General features: G+C 30.6%; 14 protein-coding genes. 6 read left to right on the forward strand and 8 right to left on the reverse strand.

Annotation, left to right across the window (positions count from 1 at the left end):
- Positions 1-323 precede the first annotated feature (323 nt).
- A complete protein-coding gene (locus ARA56_RS14210; protein ID WP_084759046.1) occupies positions 324-1,334 on the forward strand; it encodes an AraC family transcriptional regulator in 1,011 nt (336 codons plus the stop codon).
- 47 nt (positions 1,335-1,381) lie between these two features.
- Here the strand turns inward: ARA56_RS14210 and ARA56_RS14215 are convergent, their stop codons facing one another.
- Positions 1,382-1,537, reverse strand: coding sequence for a zinc-ribbon domain-containing protein (locus tag ARA56_RS14215; RefSeq protein ID WP_055267825.1), 156 nt, complete (start codon positions 1,535-1,537; stop codon positions 1,382-1,384).
- A 320-nt stretch (positions 1,538-1,857) separates the two neighbouring features.
- Here ARA56_RS14215 and ARA56_RS14220 point away from each other — a divergent pair, with 320 nt between their 5' ends.
- Positions 1,858-2,376: an NUDIX domain-containing protein gene (locus tag ARA56_RS14220; protein ID WP_055267827.1), complete on the forward strand. Its 519-nt coding sequence runs from the start codon at positions 1,858-1,860 to the stop codon at positions 2,374-2,376.
- A 77-nt stretch (positions 2,377-2,453) separates the two neighbouring features.
- On the opposite strand, the gene ARA56_RS14225 is transcribed toward ARA56_RS14220, so the two are convergent.
- On the reverse strand, positions 2,454-4,421 hold the full coding sequence (locus ARA56_RS14225; protein WP_055267829.1) for a YhgE/Pip domain-containing protein: 1,968 nt from the start codon (positions 4,419-4,421) through the stop codon (positions 2,454-2,456).
- Positions 4,422-6,503 (reverse strand): efflux RND transporter permease subunit, encoded by a 2,082-nt coding sequence (locus ARA56_RS14230; RefSeq protein ID WP_055267831.1) that lies wholly within the window; start codon positions 6,501-6,503, stop codon positions 4,422-4,424.
- Positions 6,504-6,739: 236 nt separating this feature from the next.
- Between ARA56_RS14230 and ARA56_RS14235 the strand changes: the two genes are divergently transcribed.
- Positions 6,740-7,315: a TetR/AcrR family transcriptional regulator gene (locus tag ARA56_RS14235; protein WP_055267833.1), complete on the forward strand. Its 576-nt coding sequence runs from the start codon at positions 6,740-6,742 to the stop codon at positions 7,313-7,315.
- 108 nt (positions 7,316-7,423) lie between these two features.
- On the opposite strand, the gene ARA56_RS14240 is transcribed toward ARA56_RS14235, so the two are convergent.
- On the reverse strand, positions 7,424-8,254 hold the full coding sequence (locus tag ARA56_RS14240; RefSeq protein ID WP_055267835.1) for an SDR family NAD(P)-dependent oxidoreductase: 831 nt from the start codon (positions 8,252-8,254) through the stop codon (positions 7,424-7,426).
- Between the two features lie 253 nt (positions 8,255-8,507).
- Between ARA56_RS14240 and sdaAB the strand changes: the two genes are divergently transcribed.
- The 3 genes from sdaAB (at position 8,508) to ARA56_RS14255 (ending at position 11,197) form a co-directional block, all read left to right on the forward strand.
- Entirely contained in the window at positions 8,508-9,179 is a 672-nt protein-coding gene (sdaAB, locus tag ARA56_RS14245; RefSeq protein ID WP_055267837.1) for an L-serine ammonia-lyase, iron-sulfur-dependent subunit beta, read from the forward strand.
- A 13-nt stretch (positions 9,180-9,192) separates the two neighbouring features.
- Complete coding sequence (gene sdaAA / locus ARA56_RS14250) at positions 9,193-10,080, forward strand: L-serine ammonia-lyase, iron-sulfur-dependent, subunit alpha (protein WP_172675776.1); 888 nt, start codon at positions 9,193-9,195, stop codon at positions 10,078-10,080.
- A 91-nt stretch (positions 10,081-10,171) separates the two neighbouring features.
- Positions 10,172-11,197: a PTS sugar transporter subunit IIC gene (locus tag ARA56_RS14255; protein ID WP_055267839.1), complete on the forward strand. Its 1,026-nt coding sequence runs from the start codon at positions 10,172-10,174 to the stop codon at positions 11,195-11,197.
- 258 nt (positions 11,198-11,455) lie between these two features.
- Here the strand turns inward: ARA56_RS14255 and speC are convergent, their stop codons facing one another.
- The 4 genes from speC to hemC all read right to left on the reverse strand — a co-directional run bounded on the left by speC (position 11,456) and on the right by hemC (position 17,227).
- Complete coding sequence (speC, locus tag ARA56_RS14260) at positions 11,456-13,606, reverse strand: ornithine decarboxylase (RefSeq protein WP_055267840.1); 2,151 nt, start codon at positions 13,604-13,606, stop codon at positions 11,456-11,458.
- A 242-nt stretch (positions 13,607-13,848) separates the two neighbouring features.
- Positions 13,849-14,832 (reverse strand): porphobilinogen synthase, encoded by a 984-nt coding sequence (hemB, locus tag ARA56_RS14265; protein ID WP_055267842.1) that lies wholly within the window; start codon positions 14,830-14,832, stop codon positions 13,849-13,851.
- Entirely contained in the window at positions 14,832-16,328 is a 1,497-nt protein-coding gene (gene cobA / locus ARA56_RS14270) for a uroporphyrinogen-III C-methyltransferase (protein ID WP_055267844.1), read from the reverse strand. The genes hemB and cobA overlap by 1 nt, the downstream gene beginning before the upstream one ends.
- A complete protein-coding gene (gene hemC, locus ARA56_RS14275; protein ID WP_055267846.1) occupies positions 16,325-17,227 on the reverse strand; it encodes a hydroxymethylbilane synthase in 903 nt (300 codons plus the stop codon). Before hemC ends, cobA begins: the two co-directional genes overlap by 4 nt.
- Position 17,228: the final 1 nt, after the last annotated feature.

Raw genomic sequence — 17,228 nt, forward strand, 5'->3', positions numbered from 1 at the left:
TATTTAAGTCTAACTTTTTATTTCTCTTTCGTCTGAGATGATTGTATATGAGATTCATTCTCAATTTCAACTGTTGCACCCAATTTAATAATTTTATCATCTATTATAATTATTTTTGTATCATACTAATTTATAAAGTAAATATGTATTTTTTATCGTAAATCTGATTAATTACTACTATTATTCCCAAATATACATAAATAATGGCATCTTCAAGAAATACTAAATAATTTTATTTGCCTGTTAAATACCATTATGTTTATAATATTTAAAAAGTTAAAAATTATATAACTTATACAATTTATATAAAGGATTGATAATCTATGATTTCGATTTGTAAAACAACTAAGGAATTTCAAAGCAGAGTTTTAGACAAAATGACTTTTAGCCCATATCATAAAGAAAATTGCATTATATATAAGAATGAATCTAGACCAGAACTAGGATATTTTATTAAATATAGCCGAGAAGATTATTATGATTTTGGAGTTGGTGATTATACAATTCCATCAGATTTTTCTCTCTCCTTTGACCATGAAGAAGAATTAATGCGTTTTGGCACGGTTTATACTGGAGAAACTAAATTTAAAATAGAAAATAATCCAGTTTCTTCTTTTAGTCCATCATCCTTTTTCGTAGTTGAAAAAACACTTAAAGGAAATCAAGTTTGGAGTAAAGGACAACATTTTCATGGCGCAGAAATAACAATTCATAAAAAATATTTTGATGAAGTAATAAAGCCAAATTTTAAAAATATCATAGATTTTGATTATTTTATAACCAACTATACCTACAACTATCTTCCTCTTGAAATAGCCTCAATTATACAGCATTTAAAGAGTTTAGCTGAAGTTGAGCGTTTAACCCCTATATATTTAGAAAGTAAAATTTTAGAATCTATTTCATTGATTAATGATGAAATTAATTCATCTCCTAATAATGCCTTTACTAATCAATTAAATTACGGAGAAATTAAAATAGGAAAAGATAGATATATCACATTAACAGCTTCAGACGCTAATGCAATAAAAGAAGCTTATGATATTTTGACAAAGGAAGCTTGTAATCCTCCAACTATCAAAAGCTTAAGCAAGAGAGTATTTCTAAATGAGCAGAAACTAAAGGCTGGATTTTCAGCTAAATACCATATGTCTATTAGCCAATATACTAATTCCATAAGAATGACAATGGCAGAAAATTTATTATCTACAACAGAATTAAGTATTGATGAAATTTCAAAAATGATTGGATATAATTATAGCGGTAATTTTATAAAAATGTTTAAAAAGACTCATGGAAAAACACCTCTAGATTTTAGAAAAGGTAAAAAATAATATACAAAAAAGGTTGTAGTTAAAACTACAACCTTATAAATTCAAAACTATCTTCTGTTGTTTTGTTCTTTCTTTGCTCTTCTGCAAGGTATGCATCTTGTTGGCTCGTTAGTGAATCCTTTTTCTTTGTAGAATTCTTGTTCTCCTACTGTAAATACGAATTCAGCTCCGCAATCTCTGCATGTTAAAGTCTTATCTGTCATATTTGTTCCTCCTAAATTTAAAGAATTTAAATCGATATAATAATCTCTAATTTACGAGAAACTATTTACCTGAATTAACTCTTATTGTTAGCATTTACGCTACTCATTAATAGTAACACACTTTCTTATCTATTACAACAAATATAATTTTAAAATTTATTTTATTTATTTCCAATACATCTCAAACATACTGATATCCTCTTTTATCGGTTAATTAAAAATAATTTTTTTCTTTATTATCATAGTGAATTATATTATTTTGTAATATTAAAATCTTAGTTTTGATATAATATTTTTAACAAAAATTTTTGGAGGCTATTATGAAATTTCATGAAAAGACTATCAAAGAAACTCACATATATACAGGAAATTATCTAGAAATAAATAATGTTGAAGTTGAATTACCTAACGGAAAAACATCTAATAGAGATATTATTAAACATCCAGGTGCATGTGCTATAATTCCGTTTTTAGATAAAGAAACTGTTTTATTAGTTGAACAATTTAGAAAACCATTAGAAAAAACTATACTAGAAATTCCTGCTGGAAAACTTGATAAAAACGAAGATCCTTTAAATTGTGCATATAGAGAATTAGAAGAAGAAACAGGCTATAAAGCTGGCTCTATTACATATCTTGGTTCTATAGCTACAGCCCCTGGTTTCTGCGATGAAATTATTCACTTATATAAAGCCGAAAACTTATCATTAGGTACAAAATGCTGTGATGAAGATGAGTTTACATCAATTAAAACTTTTTCTTTAGATGAAGTAAAGGCAATGGTAAAATCCGGTGAAATAATAGATACAAAAACTATAAGTATACTTGCATACCTATAATAAATAAAGTGCCAATAGATATTTTATTATAATTATCTATTAGCACTTATAATTTATAAATTCCCTTTAATTTTTAATTAGTATAATTTAAATAATCTTAAGAATTTTTGTAACATATTAAGATTTTCTTCTACTTGAATTTTCTCTTCTGTAACAGTAGCTTTTTCTACTCCTGTTGTCTTTATTACAAATTGCACTGACTCAACATTAGTATTTTTTTCTGATACAAATGATACGACTTCTGAATCTGAGCCTGTGAACTTTTCTAGCATAGAATCAATTTGTTCATCCACTTCATCTTGTAATCCACTTGTTTCTTTAGAAAATTCTCCTGTTCCTTCTGCCATAGTCTTTGTTCCATTATAAAGTTCTGATGTTCCATTTACTAAATCAAGTGCTCCATTGCATATTTGATTGTATCCCATAGTTATACTATTTACAGCATTTGTGTATTCATTAATTCCAGAATCTAATGTGCTGTAATTTTCAGTAAGCATATTTATTCCATTCTTTAAATCATTCATATTTACTAATAGATTTCCTAATGATGATACAAGGTTTTGTATGCTTGCATCAAATACTTCATAGTTTTGTTGTAATGCAGTTGCTCCTGTCATAAGCTCTCCGCTTTCACTGTCTAAAGCTGAATCTATTCCACCTATTAAAGCTTGGCTTCCTTGTATATAAGCAACATCTGCACTTAAAAGTGCTTCAACTGATATAAGTTTTCCTGCAGTTGTAACGTAATTAACTACTGCATTAGTATCTCCTGAAGCATATTGATTAAATAAAGCTACTGCTTCTGCATCACCTGCAGCTACTAGCTGACCAAGGCTAGCTTGTACTCCCTCTATTCCTCCATTTACATAAGCACTATAAAGATTTCTTTGTGTATCTGTTATTCCTAAAGCAGCAATAGCATTATTATGGCTATTTATAAAATCATTTATATCTGTTAATCCATTTTGTGATAATGCTCCATAGTATGTGTCTATTGATCCATCTATAGACTGAAGTCCTCCTACAAGCATAGCTATTCCATTTTTTATTTGTGCAGAAGCATCGCTTAATTTTGTAATCTCACCAGAAGAAATAGTAACTCCACTTAAAGCTGAATCTATAGTTTCTAAGGCAATTTTTACTTCAGAAGAACCATTTGTTAATGAAGATGATTTTCCATTTAAAGTATTTAAAGCTTCATTAATTGTATTTATTCCATCATTTAATTTCCCTGCTCCACTATTAAGGGTTTCTGCTCCGTCATTTAGGTCCTTAGCGCCATTATCTAATTCGCTTACTGCATCTTGTAATTCTGTTATCTTATCTGAAAGGTTGCTAGTATCAACATTATCCTTACTAATACCAAGATTTAATTTAATCCCATTTATATCAATACCATCCATTTCGAAATCAGTTACATCTGCTGATATTTTAATATCTTTTTCGTTGCCTGGCATCACTGTGTAAGTAAGCTGTTTTAAATCACCAGCATTAGCTACTGTAGCACCTTCACTTACAATATTTTTGCATATATTTGTATCTAACTTAACTGTAGATTGTAATGCATAACTTTCAAAAAATCCTTCTTTTGCTTTAGTATTTTCTGTAATGTTAGTTTCTATCGTAAGCTTCCCACTCATTCCTGCAATTTCTTCTGCTGAATACTCTTTTCCATCCATCTTATAAGTAATATTTATATTCCATGGTATTTCTGCATTTTCCATAATACCTTCATAATATAGCTTATCCTTAGAATTTTTTATTTTTATTACTCCTGAATCATAATTAATTTCATCATTTGTATTCATATTTCTTACTTCTATATAATTTCCATAATCAGTTATATCATTATCATTATCATTAAATATATTAACTACGTAAGTTCCAAGTAAATCGCCATCGGAATTTAAATTTACATATACTACTTCTTCTTTATTACTAGCTATTGAAGCTGCTTGTACAACAGTTGGTAATATATTTGAAATTACAAATAGAGATGTCACAACACCAGCTGCAGTTCTTTTTACTACTTTATTATTATCCATTTATATCAACCCTTCCTTTATATCTAATCCTTCAGCTTTTTTAATCTTATTCTTTTTAACAACTACACCATCAAAAATATATAACAAGCCTGGTATAACAAATATTACAATTACTAATGAACATATTGTTCCTTTTCCAAGAAGTCTTCCAAGCTGTGCTAGTAATTGATGGGTTGTCATATATCCAAGTAAAAGTCCTACAGCTGTCAATACTGTACCTGAAGTAAGTATTGAAACCATTGATACTGATACTGTCTTTACTACAGACTCTTTTTTATTAAAATCTTTTCTAAATTCTAGATATCTTTCAGTCATTAATATTGCATAATCTACTGTAGCTCCCAATTGAACTGAGCTTATAATTAAGTAAGCAATATAAAATAATGGTGTATTCATATAGTAAGATATTGAAAGATTAAACCAAATTGCTGTTTCAATAGCTAAAACTAAAATTATTGGAACAGATATGGATTTCATTGTAATTGCTAATACTAGAAAAACTGCTCCTATTGCTAGTAAATTAACACTAACCATATCTGCTGTTACTGTATCCATTAGATCATAAGTGCTTACAGTACTACCTGCTAAATAATATTTATCTCCATAATATTCTTTTGCAATATTTCTAATTTCCTCTACTAACTTAAAAGCTTCTTCTCCTTCATAATCACTTTTAACTGTAATGACCATCCTACTATAATTATCACTTATTAATTTAGATAAAGTATCTTCATCTAAATATTCCATAGGAACTTCTGCACCAGCTTTATCTACATAAGATATTATAGAGCTTACCTCTTTAACTTCCTTAAGTCTTTCTGATAATTTTTCCTCAGTCCCAAAATCACCTCTAGGTACCATTAATACAAAGTTATTTGACTTGCCAAAAGTATCTTCTATCAACTTTGTATCTCGTCCTAATTTAGTATCTTCTCCAAATATCTTAGAAGCTCCATAATAATAGTCATTATTTATAGATGCTAAATAAGAAGGTACAATTACAATTGCAAATAAAATAGAAAATGGTATCATAATCTTTCTTACTACCTTAGCAAATCCATTGAAACTAGGCATAAAGTTTCTATGCTCCCCTTTATCAATTAGCTTACTGCAATATAAAATTAATCCTGGAGTAAAAATAAACACTGTTATTAAGCTTAAAGCTATTCCCTTAGCTAATGCAAATCCAAGGTCTGGACCTAATTTAAATTGCATTACTGTAAGAGCTAAGAATCCAATTACAGTAGTTAATCCACTAGATAAAATTGAACCTGTAGATTTGCATAACGCTTGTACCATAGCCTCTTTATTATCTAATTCTTCTTTTCGTATCTCTTTATATCGATGTAATAAAAATACAGAATAATCTAGTGATACCGCTAACTGCAATATATTTCCTGCTGCATTAGTTACAAAAGATATTTCTCCAAAAATCAAGTTTGTACCAGAATTTATCATAATCGCTACACCTATTGATAATAGTAATATGATAGGTTCAAACCATGATGTTGTAGTAACTAATAGAACTAATAAGGTAAACGGTACTGCTATCATCACTATTCTACCAATTTCCTTTGTAGTAGATTCTGTTGCAACAACTGTATCTACTACTGTTCCTGAAAATGCATTATCATCACCAATCAAATCCCTTATCTCATTTACAGCCTCTATTCTTTTACTTTCATCTACAGTTACAGTAAATAAGGCATTCCCATCAATGTAATAATCGCTAATTATATCTTTATCTATAGTATCTAATGGCTCTTTTATATTAGCTACATCATCTAACCACATAACTTCATCAACACCATCAATAGCTTCAAGTTTATCTTTAATATCAATAGCTTCAGGTATAGTAACATTAGATACCATTATCCTTCCATTAGGTATTCCACCCTTGAACTCATTCTCCATTACATTTAGAGATACTGTTGATGATGTATCATCTGGAAGGTAATCGTTCATGTCATAATTAACAGAAACCAATGGCTTACATAAAGCTGAAAATATCGTTACTATAAAAAAAACTATTAAAATTAATCTTTTATGCTTTACAACTCCTCTAAAAAACTTTTCCTTCATTTATTGCTCCATCCCCTTTTTAAATAGCCTAATTATTAGACACTGTGTTGATTTATTAGTCCATTTAGATTATAATAGACTAAAATTTCCATATCAATAATCAATATTTTTGAAAATGTTAAAAACTAGACTTCCTTTTGTAACTCTGAATATTATTAGACAGATTTTAAAAATGTGTCTATTTTTAATAACCATTTTTCATACATGATATTGAAATAAATCTTAGGAGGATATCTATGGAACAGAAATCTACTGATAGGCGTATCAGAAAGACTAAAAATGCCTTAAAAGATGGACTTATTGAACTTATGTTGGAAAAAAGTATAAATGATATTACAGTTAGAGAACTTACAGAAAAAGTTGATTTAAATAGAGGAACATTCTACTTGCATTACAAAGATATTTTTGATTTGCTAGAAAAAATTGAAGAAGAATTATTTGAGGAATTTAATAAAATTATGGATGCTCATTCTCCAGATAAACTTGATGGCCGTCCTCTTCCACTTTTAGAAGATATTTTTATGTTTTTAAAAGATAATGCTTCCATGACAACAGTATTATTAGGTCGTAATGGAGATATTGCTTTTGTTAATAAAATAAAAGATATTATACGAAAAAACTGTTTTACTTCATGGAGTGCCTTTTTTAACTCTGAAAACATGAATAACTTTGATTATTTTTATACTTATATTCTTTCAGGATGTTTAGGATTATTTGAGGCCTGGTTAAATAATGGACTAAAGGAATCACCACATGAAATAGCATTATTAACAGAATCTTTTATACTTCATGGATTTCAAACTTTAAAATAGAATCTTTATCTTATCTTGCTGATAAATAAAGTTACAAATAATTAAAAAAATCTAGCACTTTAGTTGTTAAACTTTTGTGCTAGATTTTATTTCTAACTAAATTTCATTTTAGTAAGCTGTATAACCACCATCACTCATAATGATAGAGCCAGTTATATGAGCTGCTTCTTCACTTGCTATATAAAGAATAGTTGCTGCTTGCTCTTCAGGAGTTGCTGAACGTTTTTGTAATGTTTCAGTTTTTCCACCTATCATAGTTTCTGATTTTGCTTCCTCTAAAGATTTTCCTTGAGCCATAGCTGTTCCAAGCTTAACTTTAATCTCTTGAGCACTTCTATCATTTAATGGTGTTGCTGTAACTGCTGGAGAAACTGAATTACAACGTATGTTGAATTTAGCCAAATCATTAGCTACAGCTTTAGTTAATCCATTAAGCGCATGCTTAGATGTAACATAAGCACTTGCTCTATAAAAACCTGTAGTTCCTGCCACTGATGATACATTTACTATAGAACCACCTTGTTTATGGTTCAACATATTTTTAACTTCTTCTCTACAACAATAAAATGCTGAATTTAAATTTGTATTTATAACTCTTGACCATTCTTCTGTAGATAGCTCATCAATTCTTTCTCCATGTCCTACAACTCCAGCATTATTGATAGCAACATGTAATTCTCCTACTTCATTGTTTATTATATTAAATAAGCTTGTAACTTCATCTTCTCTACTAACATCAGCTTTTATAAATCTTGCTTTACCACCATTTTGAACTATTTCAGAAAGTACAGCTTGTGCTCTTTCTTCGTTACGTCCTACTATAATTACAAATGCACCTTCTTTTGCCGCTCTAATACAAACAGCCTTACCTATACCAGATGTTCCTCCAGTTACAAGCATATTTTTTCCTTCAAACCTACCTTCAAAATAATCTCTCATTTTAAACATCTCCCTTTTTGTATTATTTACATAGCAATTATAACATATATTCCATTATTTTCCTTTAGTGTTTTATCAAATATTTTTGATTATTTTTATTATTTTTTTACTATTCTCTTAATTTAATCGTAAAATACCTGGTAATTTATTATATTTCAATAAAACCATTTACAAACTTTGTCGAATATTGTATTCTTGTAACCGTAATCAAAAAATAAAAAATACTTATTACTATACGGAAAGGATGTTTATTGTGTCTAATATCGGAATATTTGACGTTTTAGGACCAATTATGATAGGTCCATCATCATCACACACAGCTGGTGCAGCAAGACTTGGTAAAATAGCTAAAACAATTGTAAATAAGCCTATCAAAGATGTTACTTTTTTACTGCATGGCTCTTTTAAAGAAACTTACAAAGGACATGGAACAGACCGTGCGCTTGTTGCGGGAATATTAGGAATGATGCCTGATGATTCTAGGCTTAAAGACTCACTTTTAATTGCTGAATCAGAGGGTCTAACAATTAAATTTCTTCCAGCAGATTTAGGACAAGTTCATCCTAATACAGTAAAATTTCTTATCACTGATTTAGATGATATTCAATGGGAAGTGCTAGGCTCTTCTATCGGTGGTGGACTAGTTGAAATTTACGAGATAAATGGAAATAAGGTAAAAATAACTGGAGAATATCCTACTATTATTACTAGCCACGATGACATTCCTGGTACTATTTCTAAGATTTCTACTATTTTCTATGAAAATGAAATTAATATCGCTAATATGGCTCTTGTAAGAAGTCAAAAAGGACAAGATGCTACAATGACTGTTGAAATAGACCACACTGCTTCTGATGCAGTAATTGAACAAATAAAATCAATAGACGGAGTAAACCGTGTTATTGTTATAAACTCTTTAGGTTAGGGGGATTTTAACTATGATGATTGCAAATTCTGGTAAAGAATTAATTGAAATATGTGAAAAAGAACAAATATCTTTAAGTGAATATGCTATACGTAAAGAAATGGAATGCAAAGGCGTTTCTCGTGAATACTTATTTGAACAAATGAAACTTACTCTTGATGCAATGAAAGAAAGTGCTACTGTTGGTAGAGAGAAACAAGTATATTCTCTTAGTGGTCTTATCGGTGGAGATGCTTATCGTCTACAACAATACAGCAACTCTGGTAAATCATTAATGGGAAGTGGTATCGTTACTGCAATGGCAATGGCTATGTCATCTTCAGAAGTAAATGGTGCTATGGGTAAGATAGTTGCATGTCCAACTGCTGGTTCATGTGGTATCCTTCCTGCTGTAATCTTAAGTGCTGGAGAATTATTAAATAAAACTGATGAAGAACTTATTCAAGGTTTATTTGCATCTTCAGCTATCGGTATGATTATAGGAATGAATGCTACTTTCTCTGGTGCAGAAGGTGGATGTCAAGCTGAATGTGGTTCTGCAGCTGCAATGGCAGCAGGTGCTGTAGTTGAACTTATGGGTGGTACTCCTAAGATGAGTTTAGATGCTGCAGCTATAATTTTCAAAAACGTATTAGGTCTAGTATGTGACCCTGTTGCTGGTCTTGTTGAAATACCTTGTGCAAAAAGAAATGTATCAGGTGCAATAAGTGCTCTTTGTACAGCAGATATGGTAATGGCAGGAGTAGATTCAAAGATTCCTTTTGATGATGCAGTTTCAGCAATGTACAAAGTTGGTACAAGCATGCCTGCGGAATTAAGAGAAACAGCTTTAGGTGGAGTTGCTATTACTGAAACTGGTCTAGCACTTAAAGAAAAAGTATTCGGGAAATCTTCTAAATAATAATAAACGAATAATTACTTAACTACTTAACAGCAAAAATTTAACTTATGATAAATTTTAAAAAAACAAATGATTAATAGGGGATGAAAAAATGGATATCATATTTGGAACTGTTCTTTTACTTGTAGTACTTGGACTATTTACTTTATTTAGCTACAAGGCACCAAATGGAATGAAGGCTATGGGAGCTCTTGCAAATGCAGCTTGTGCTAGTTTCTTAGTTGAAGCCTTTCACTTTGCATTCTTTGGTGAAGTATTAAAAATTGAATTTTTACAAGGTGTAGGTAATGCAAACGGAAGCCTTGGTGGTGTTGCAGCAGGTATACTTGTACCGCTAGCTCTTGGAGTTTCTCCAGTTTATGCAGTATTAACTGGTCTTGCTGTTTCAGGCTTTGGTATATTACCAGGATTTATAGCAGGATACCTAATATCTTATGTTGTTAAATTCTTAGAAAAGAAAGTGCCAGCTGGTTTAGATCTTATTGCTATAATAATTATCGCTGCCCCACTTTCTAGATTAATTGCTACTGGCGTAAACCCAATAGTTAATGGAACATTATTAAAAATAGGTGATGTATTACTTTCATCTGCAAATTCAAGCCCTGTAATTATGGGAATTATCCTTGGTGGAATATTAACGGTAGTTGCTACAGCTCCACTTAGCTCAATGGCTCTTACTGCTATGCTTGGATTAACTGGTGTTCCAATGGCTATAGGTGCTTTAGCAGTATTTGGTTCTTCTTTCATGAACTATGTATTCTTCCACAAAATGAAGTTTGGTTCTAAGAAAGATACTATAGCAGTTGCTATAGAACCTCTTACTCAAGCAGATATAATTAGTGCAAACCCTATTCCAGTTTACGTAACAAACTTTATAGGGGGAGCAGCAAGTGGTATAATAGTTGCTTTAATGGGATTAGTAAACAATACTCCAGGTACAGCTACTCCAATTGCAGGGTTTGCAGTTATGTTTGCTTACAACCCAGCTATAAAAGTTTTAATAGCAGCAGCTGGATGTATTATAGTAAGTGTAATAAGTGGATATATCGGATACTTAATATTTAAAAATAAGAAAATCCTTACTGCTGATGAAATAAGAAATCCTAAAGCAGCATAATCAAACGTCAAATATACTTATACATAATTTATAAGACTATCCTAAGATAATAATACTATTTATCTTAAGATAGTCTTTATTATATTTTTTATTAAATTTTAATATTAAGAACTACATTCTTCTAATATTATATTAAATTAAATACAATATCTTAAATATTATATAAAATCATTTCTTTTCTATTTGCACTTATATGACCTTATTTAATAAAAAAGCAAAAAAAATATAGGTGAAATATAATTTCACCTATACTAATTCTTATTTATCTAAAACATATCCATAAGCTCTAACTTTACCATCTTCTTTTTCAAGGTAAACACCTTGGATTTCTGGAGCAAAGCCTGGGAAAGAATTAATTCCCTCTTCTAAAATTAAGAAATATCTTTGAGCTACTGTATTCCATCTTTCACCTGGAACTACACAGAATACTCCTGGTGGATAAGGAAGCGCTCCTTCTAATGCAATCTCTCCAACTATATCAGTTAATGGTATAAGCTTAGCATTATTTCTCTTAAGCTCAACATTAGCTTCTCTTGGGTCCATCACATACTCTGGAAGTGAATCTCTTCTAAATAATAGCTTTTGATAAGTTTTAGCATCATTCTTTTTATAGAAATCATGCATCTCTTGGCATAGTCTTCTTATTGTGTAACCTTTATAACGCTCTTCATATTTAGAGTAAAGCACAGGTAAAACTTCACTTAATGGAGCATTTTCTTTTATAAATGTCTCAAATCTTACAAGATGATTTACAAGACCTTTCATCTTTGCAGGAGTTTCTGCTGGAGTTAATAAGAAAAGAATAGAATTTAAATCACACTTTTCTGGTATAACTCTATTATCTCTTAAATAATTTGCAAGTATTGTTGCTGGTATACCAAAATCTTCGTATTCACCAGTCTCTACGTTTATTCCTGGAGTTGTAAGCATAAATTTATTAGGGTCTACAAAGTATTGGTTTTCTCCATATCCTTCAAATGAATGCCATCTTTCTCCTGGATGGAATTTGAAGAATTCAATATTTGTCGATATTTCTTCTGTATCATAATCTTGCCATGGCTTTCCATTAACTACTGGTGGAATAAATGGTTTTAATAAAGTACATCTTTCTAAAACGTCTTTTCTAGCATCAACACCAATCTTTATACAATCTGCCCAAAGCTTTCTTCCTGCTTCTCCATCTTGCATTCTAGCATTAACATCTAATGCCGCAAATAATGGATAGAATGGACTTGTTGAAGCATATAACATATAAGCATTATTGAAACGCTTATGATCTATATAACACTTTTGTCCTCTAAGATGACTATCTTTCTTATGGATTTGAGAAGTTTGAGAAAATCCTGCTTGTTGCTTGTGTATAGATTGTGTAACAAATATACCTGGATCTTCTGGTGTTAAATTTAATAATAATGGAGAACAATCTCTCATCATTGGTATAAACTGCTCATATCCAACCCATGCTGAGTCAAAAAGAATATAATCACAAAGGTGTCCTATCTTATCAACTACCTGTCTTGCATTATATATAGTTCCATCGTAAGTTCCAAGCTGAATAACAGCTAATCTAAATGGTCTCTTACTTTTAGCTTTTTCTGCATCAACCTTAGCTGCCTCATTTCTTAAATACTCTTCATTAAAGCAATGTGCATCTATTCCTCCTATAAATCCAAATGGATTACGAGAGGTTTCTAAATATACAGGTTTTCCTCCAGCTGTTACTAACGCTGAATTATATATAGATTTATGGTTATTTCTATCAAATAAAACTAAATCTCCAGGGGCAACTGTTGCATTTATAACTACAGCATTTGACGTACTTGTTCCATTCATTACAAAGTATGTCTTATCTGCATTATATACCTTTGCTGCATATGCTTGAGCTGACATTGCAGGACCTTCATGTATTAATAAGTCCCCTAAATCAACGTCTGCATTACATATATCTGATTTAAATATATTTTCTCCAAAAAATTCATACATAGCTCTTCCAGCTGGATGCTTAAGGAAGTACTTTCCACCTTGATGTCCTGGACATGCAAATGCTAAATTTCCTCTTTTTGAGTATTTACTTAAGACATCAAAAAATGGAGGTAACATTTGCTCTTCATATCTATCAGCTGCTTCATTTACTTCTTTACTGAATTCTTCTGTATTTAAATCTTCAGCTTTTACTATTTTAGCAACTTTATTTTTAATAGATTCATCAATATTATCAGTCTCAGCTATAACAAATATATCTATTCCGAATTTTGTGTCATATATGCTATTAATAATTTCTATATCACATTCATTAACTACAGCAGCTGCTACATCTGTATAATCAGTTGACATTGCTGATATAATTTCTCTGTCTGTATAGAAATAATATTCTGTTTTATTAGTGCAAGCAATCTTTAAGGATTTCATGCTTATTCCCCCTTGCTTTTTAGTATATAGTTATAATTTGCTTAATTTTAAAAATATATTATAGGTATACTTTAATAATTAACATCATAATTATATAGGTAGTGCATTTGAAAGTAAATGCTGTAATATTAATAATATTCCTAATATCAAAAAAAGCACCTATATGGTGCTTAATTCTTAACATAATATATAAAAATATTTTTGTAATTCTACTTACTATATAACAAATACAAGGTGCTATTTTAGCCGATTCTTCCACTCTTCATAAATTGTGCAAGTTCCTTTGCATAATATGTTAGTAATATATCTGCTCCTGCTCTATATATACTTGTTGCAGTCTCACAAACAATATTATCTTCATCTATAAATCCCATTTTTGCTGCTGCTTTTATCATGGCATACTCACCACTTACACTATATGCAGCTACAGGAACGTTAACTTCATTAGCAACATCACGAATTATATCTAAATATGATAATGCAGGCTTAACCATAATTATATCTGCACCTTCACTAATATCTAATAAAGCTTCTCTCATTGCCTCTTTTCTATTATGATAATCCATCTGATAAGTTTTTCTATCTCCAAAAGATGGTGCTGAACCAGCAGCTTCTCTAAATGGTCCATAGAAAGACGATGAATACTTAACTGCATAAGACATAATTGGAATATTTTCATAACCATTTTCATCTAATATACTTCTTATTGCAGCAACTCTTCCATCCATCATGTCTGATGGTGCAACCATATCAGCTCCAGCTTGTACATGCGATAAAGCTGTTTTTGCTAATAAAGGAAGAGTACTATCATTATCTACCTCTTGTCCCTTTAACATACCACAATGACCATGTGAAGTATATTCACAAAGACATACATCTGTTATGTAATAAAGCTCTGGACATTCCTTCTTCGCAACTCTTAATGCTCTTTGTATTATTCCATCCTCACTCCAAGCTCCAGTACCTAATGGGTCTTTTTTATCAGGAATTCCAAATAACATAACATTTTGTACACCACTATCTACTATCTCTTTTAAAACTTGTGGCAACATATCTATACTATATCTAAATTGATTTTCCATTGAAGATATTTCTTCCTTAATGCCAGTTCCTTCTTTTATAAAAATAGGATAAACTAATGATTTTATATTCATCTTAGTTTCTCTAACCATAGAACGTACAAAAGGATTACTTCTAAGTCTTCTCGGTCTATTTATTAAGTCCATTAATCAATACCTCTCTTACTACATTCAATAACACATTCTACTAAACTTTCAATTGTAGCTTCCTTTGAAACTGACACCTTCATACCATAACTGCTAGCCTCTTCTGCTGTCTTCTTTCCGATACAAATTGAATTTATAGAATTATAATCTAAATCATCTATAGAGTTTACAAAGCCTTTTACTGAAGATGCACTAGTAAATACAACATAATCTTCATCATTAACTTTAATATCTTTATTTTTCTCATATACAATATCATATAAAGGAACAACATCTATTTGTTTTTCATATGACTTTAAATTTTTATAAAGCTCAGTATCTACTTCTTTAGGTACACAAACCATAACTTTATCGTCTACAGAAATACGCTCTGACAATCCTTTAGCCATAGCTTCACCATAGTATTCCTCCGGCATATACTCTACAAATATTCCACGACTCTCTACAGCTTTCTTAGTAGCTGGTCCAACAACTGCAAATTTAACATTGATTAAATTTCTAATATCTATTTTTGTATCTCTTAATTCATTAAAAAATATTTCAACTGCTGCTTCTGATGTGAAAGCAACCCAATTATAATCTTTAATATTATTTATAGCTTCATCTAATACTTCATTATTATTAATAGCTACAGTTTCAAAACTTGGTACCTCTACTACCTCTGCCCCCAAATCATATAACATCTCTTTAAGCTTAGATGATTTACGTCTAGGTCTAGTAATTATTATACGTTTTCCTCCTAAAGGTCTCTTCTCTGCCCATGAAAACTGTTCTGATAATGAACATACCTTTCCAACAATAATTATGCCTGGAGTTCCAACATCATTTTTTCTTGCTTCTTCAGGTAATGTTTCAATAGTTGCCACTACTTTTCTTTGATTATATCTAGTTCCCTTTTCTAATATAGCAGCAGGTGTATTCTTATCCATTCCAGCTTCTATTAAGCCTTTTGAAATATCAGGTAAAGCCCCTACACTCATAAGAAATACTAAAGTTACATCTCCTAATGCTACTAAGCTTTTATAATCAATAGGGTCATTACAACCCTTCTTTTTATGACCTGTTATAATATGTAGAGATGAAGTAAAATCCCTATGTGTAACTGGTATCCCTGCATAAGCTGGTACAGATATTGCTGATGTTATACCAGGTACAATTTCAAAAGGAATATTATGTTCACATAATAATTCTAACTCTTCACCACCACGACCAAATAAAAATGGGTCTCCACCCTTTAGTCTTACAACTCTTTTTCCTTTTTGAGCTTCTTCTAATAAAATTTCATTTATTCTTTCTTGTACAACCTTATGATTTCCAGCATGTTTACCAACATCAATACATTCTGCATTAGCTGGAATCATACTCATAATTCCATCACCAACAAGTTGATCATAAACAACAACATCTGCTTGTTCTAGTACACGCTTCCCCTTTAAAGTAAATAATCCTTCATCAGATGGACCTGCTCCTACAAGCCACACTTTTCCTGTATTCATCCTATTTCACCTCTCAACTTATCTGCTAATGTTTCACCTAAAGCTTCTGCTTTTAGTACATCTCCTACAATAGTATCAATTATATGCTCTTTTGTTTTCTCATTATAATGAAGTCCTACTAGCTTTATTTCATTTCCTATTACTCTTGCATGAGCAGCAATTGGAGATGAACATCCTCCATTTAATACTCTTACAAAGCTACGTTCTGCTGTTGCACAATACATTGATATTGGGTCATTTACCCCTTGTAAAAAGCTAACATCTAAATCTTTTCTTGCTTGAATAGATAATATTCCTTGACCTGCAGATGGAATCATTTCTTCTACAGAGAAATATTTGCTTATTCTATTTTCTAAACCAACTCTTTGTAATCCTGCCGCTGCAAGGATAAGAGATGAGTACTCCCCTCTGTCAAGCTTTGCAAGACGAGTAATAATATTTCCTCTTACTGGTGTTATCTTTACATTACCATATAAATTTTCAAGCTGTAATTTTCTACGATTACTAGAAGAACCTATGTTAGATAAATATTTGTCTCTATCTAAAGATTCTAAAGTTTCACCTTGTGGTAATACTAATACATCTCTTGCATCACCACGTGTTGGAAGTGCTACAATCGGTAAATCTTCACTTACTTCCATCGGCATATCCTTTAAACTATGAATTGCAATATCAATTCTTCCATCTATTAATGCCTGGTCTAATTCTTTTACAAAAAGCCCTTTTCCCCCAATTTTATCTAAGGTCTTATCTAAAATTAAATCTCCTGTAGTTTTTAATGTAACTAGTTCTAATTCTAAGTTTGGGTTATATCTACGAATTTGATTCATAACTAATTCTGTCTGCATGACAGCTAACTTTGAATCTCTGCTTCCAACTATAATTTTATTTTTACTCATA

The sequence above is a fragment of the Clostridium disporicum genome (assembly GCF_001405015.1).
GTDB lineage: Bacteria > Bacillota > Clostridia > Clostridiales > Clostridiaceae > Clostridium > Clostridium disporicum_B.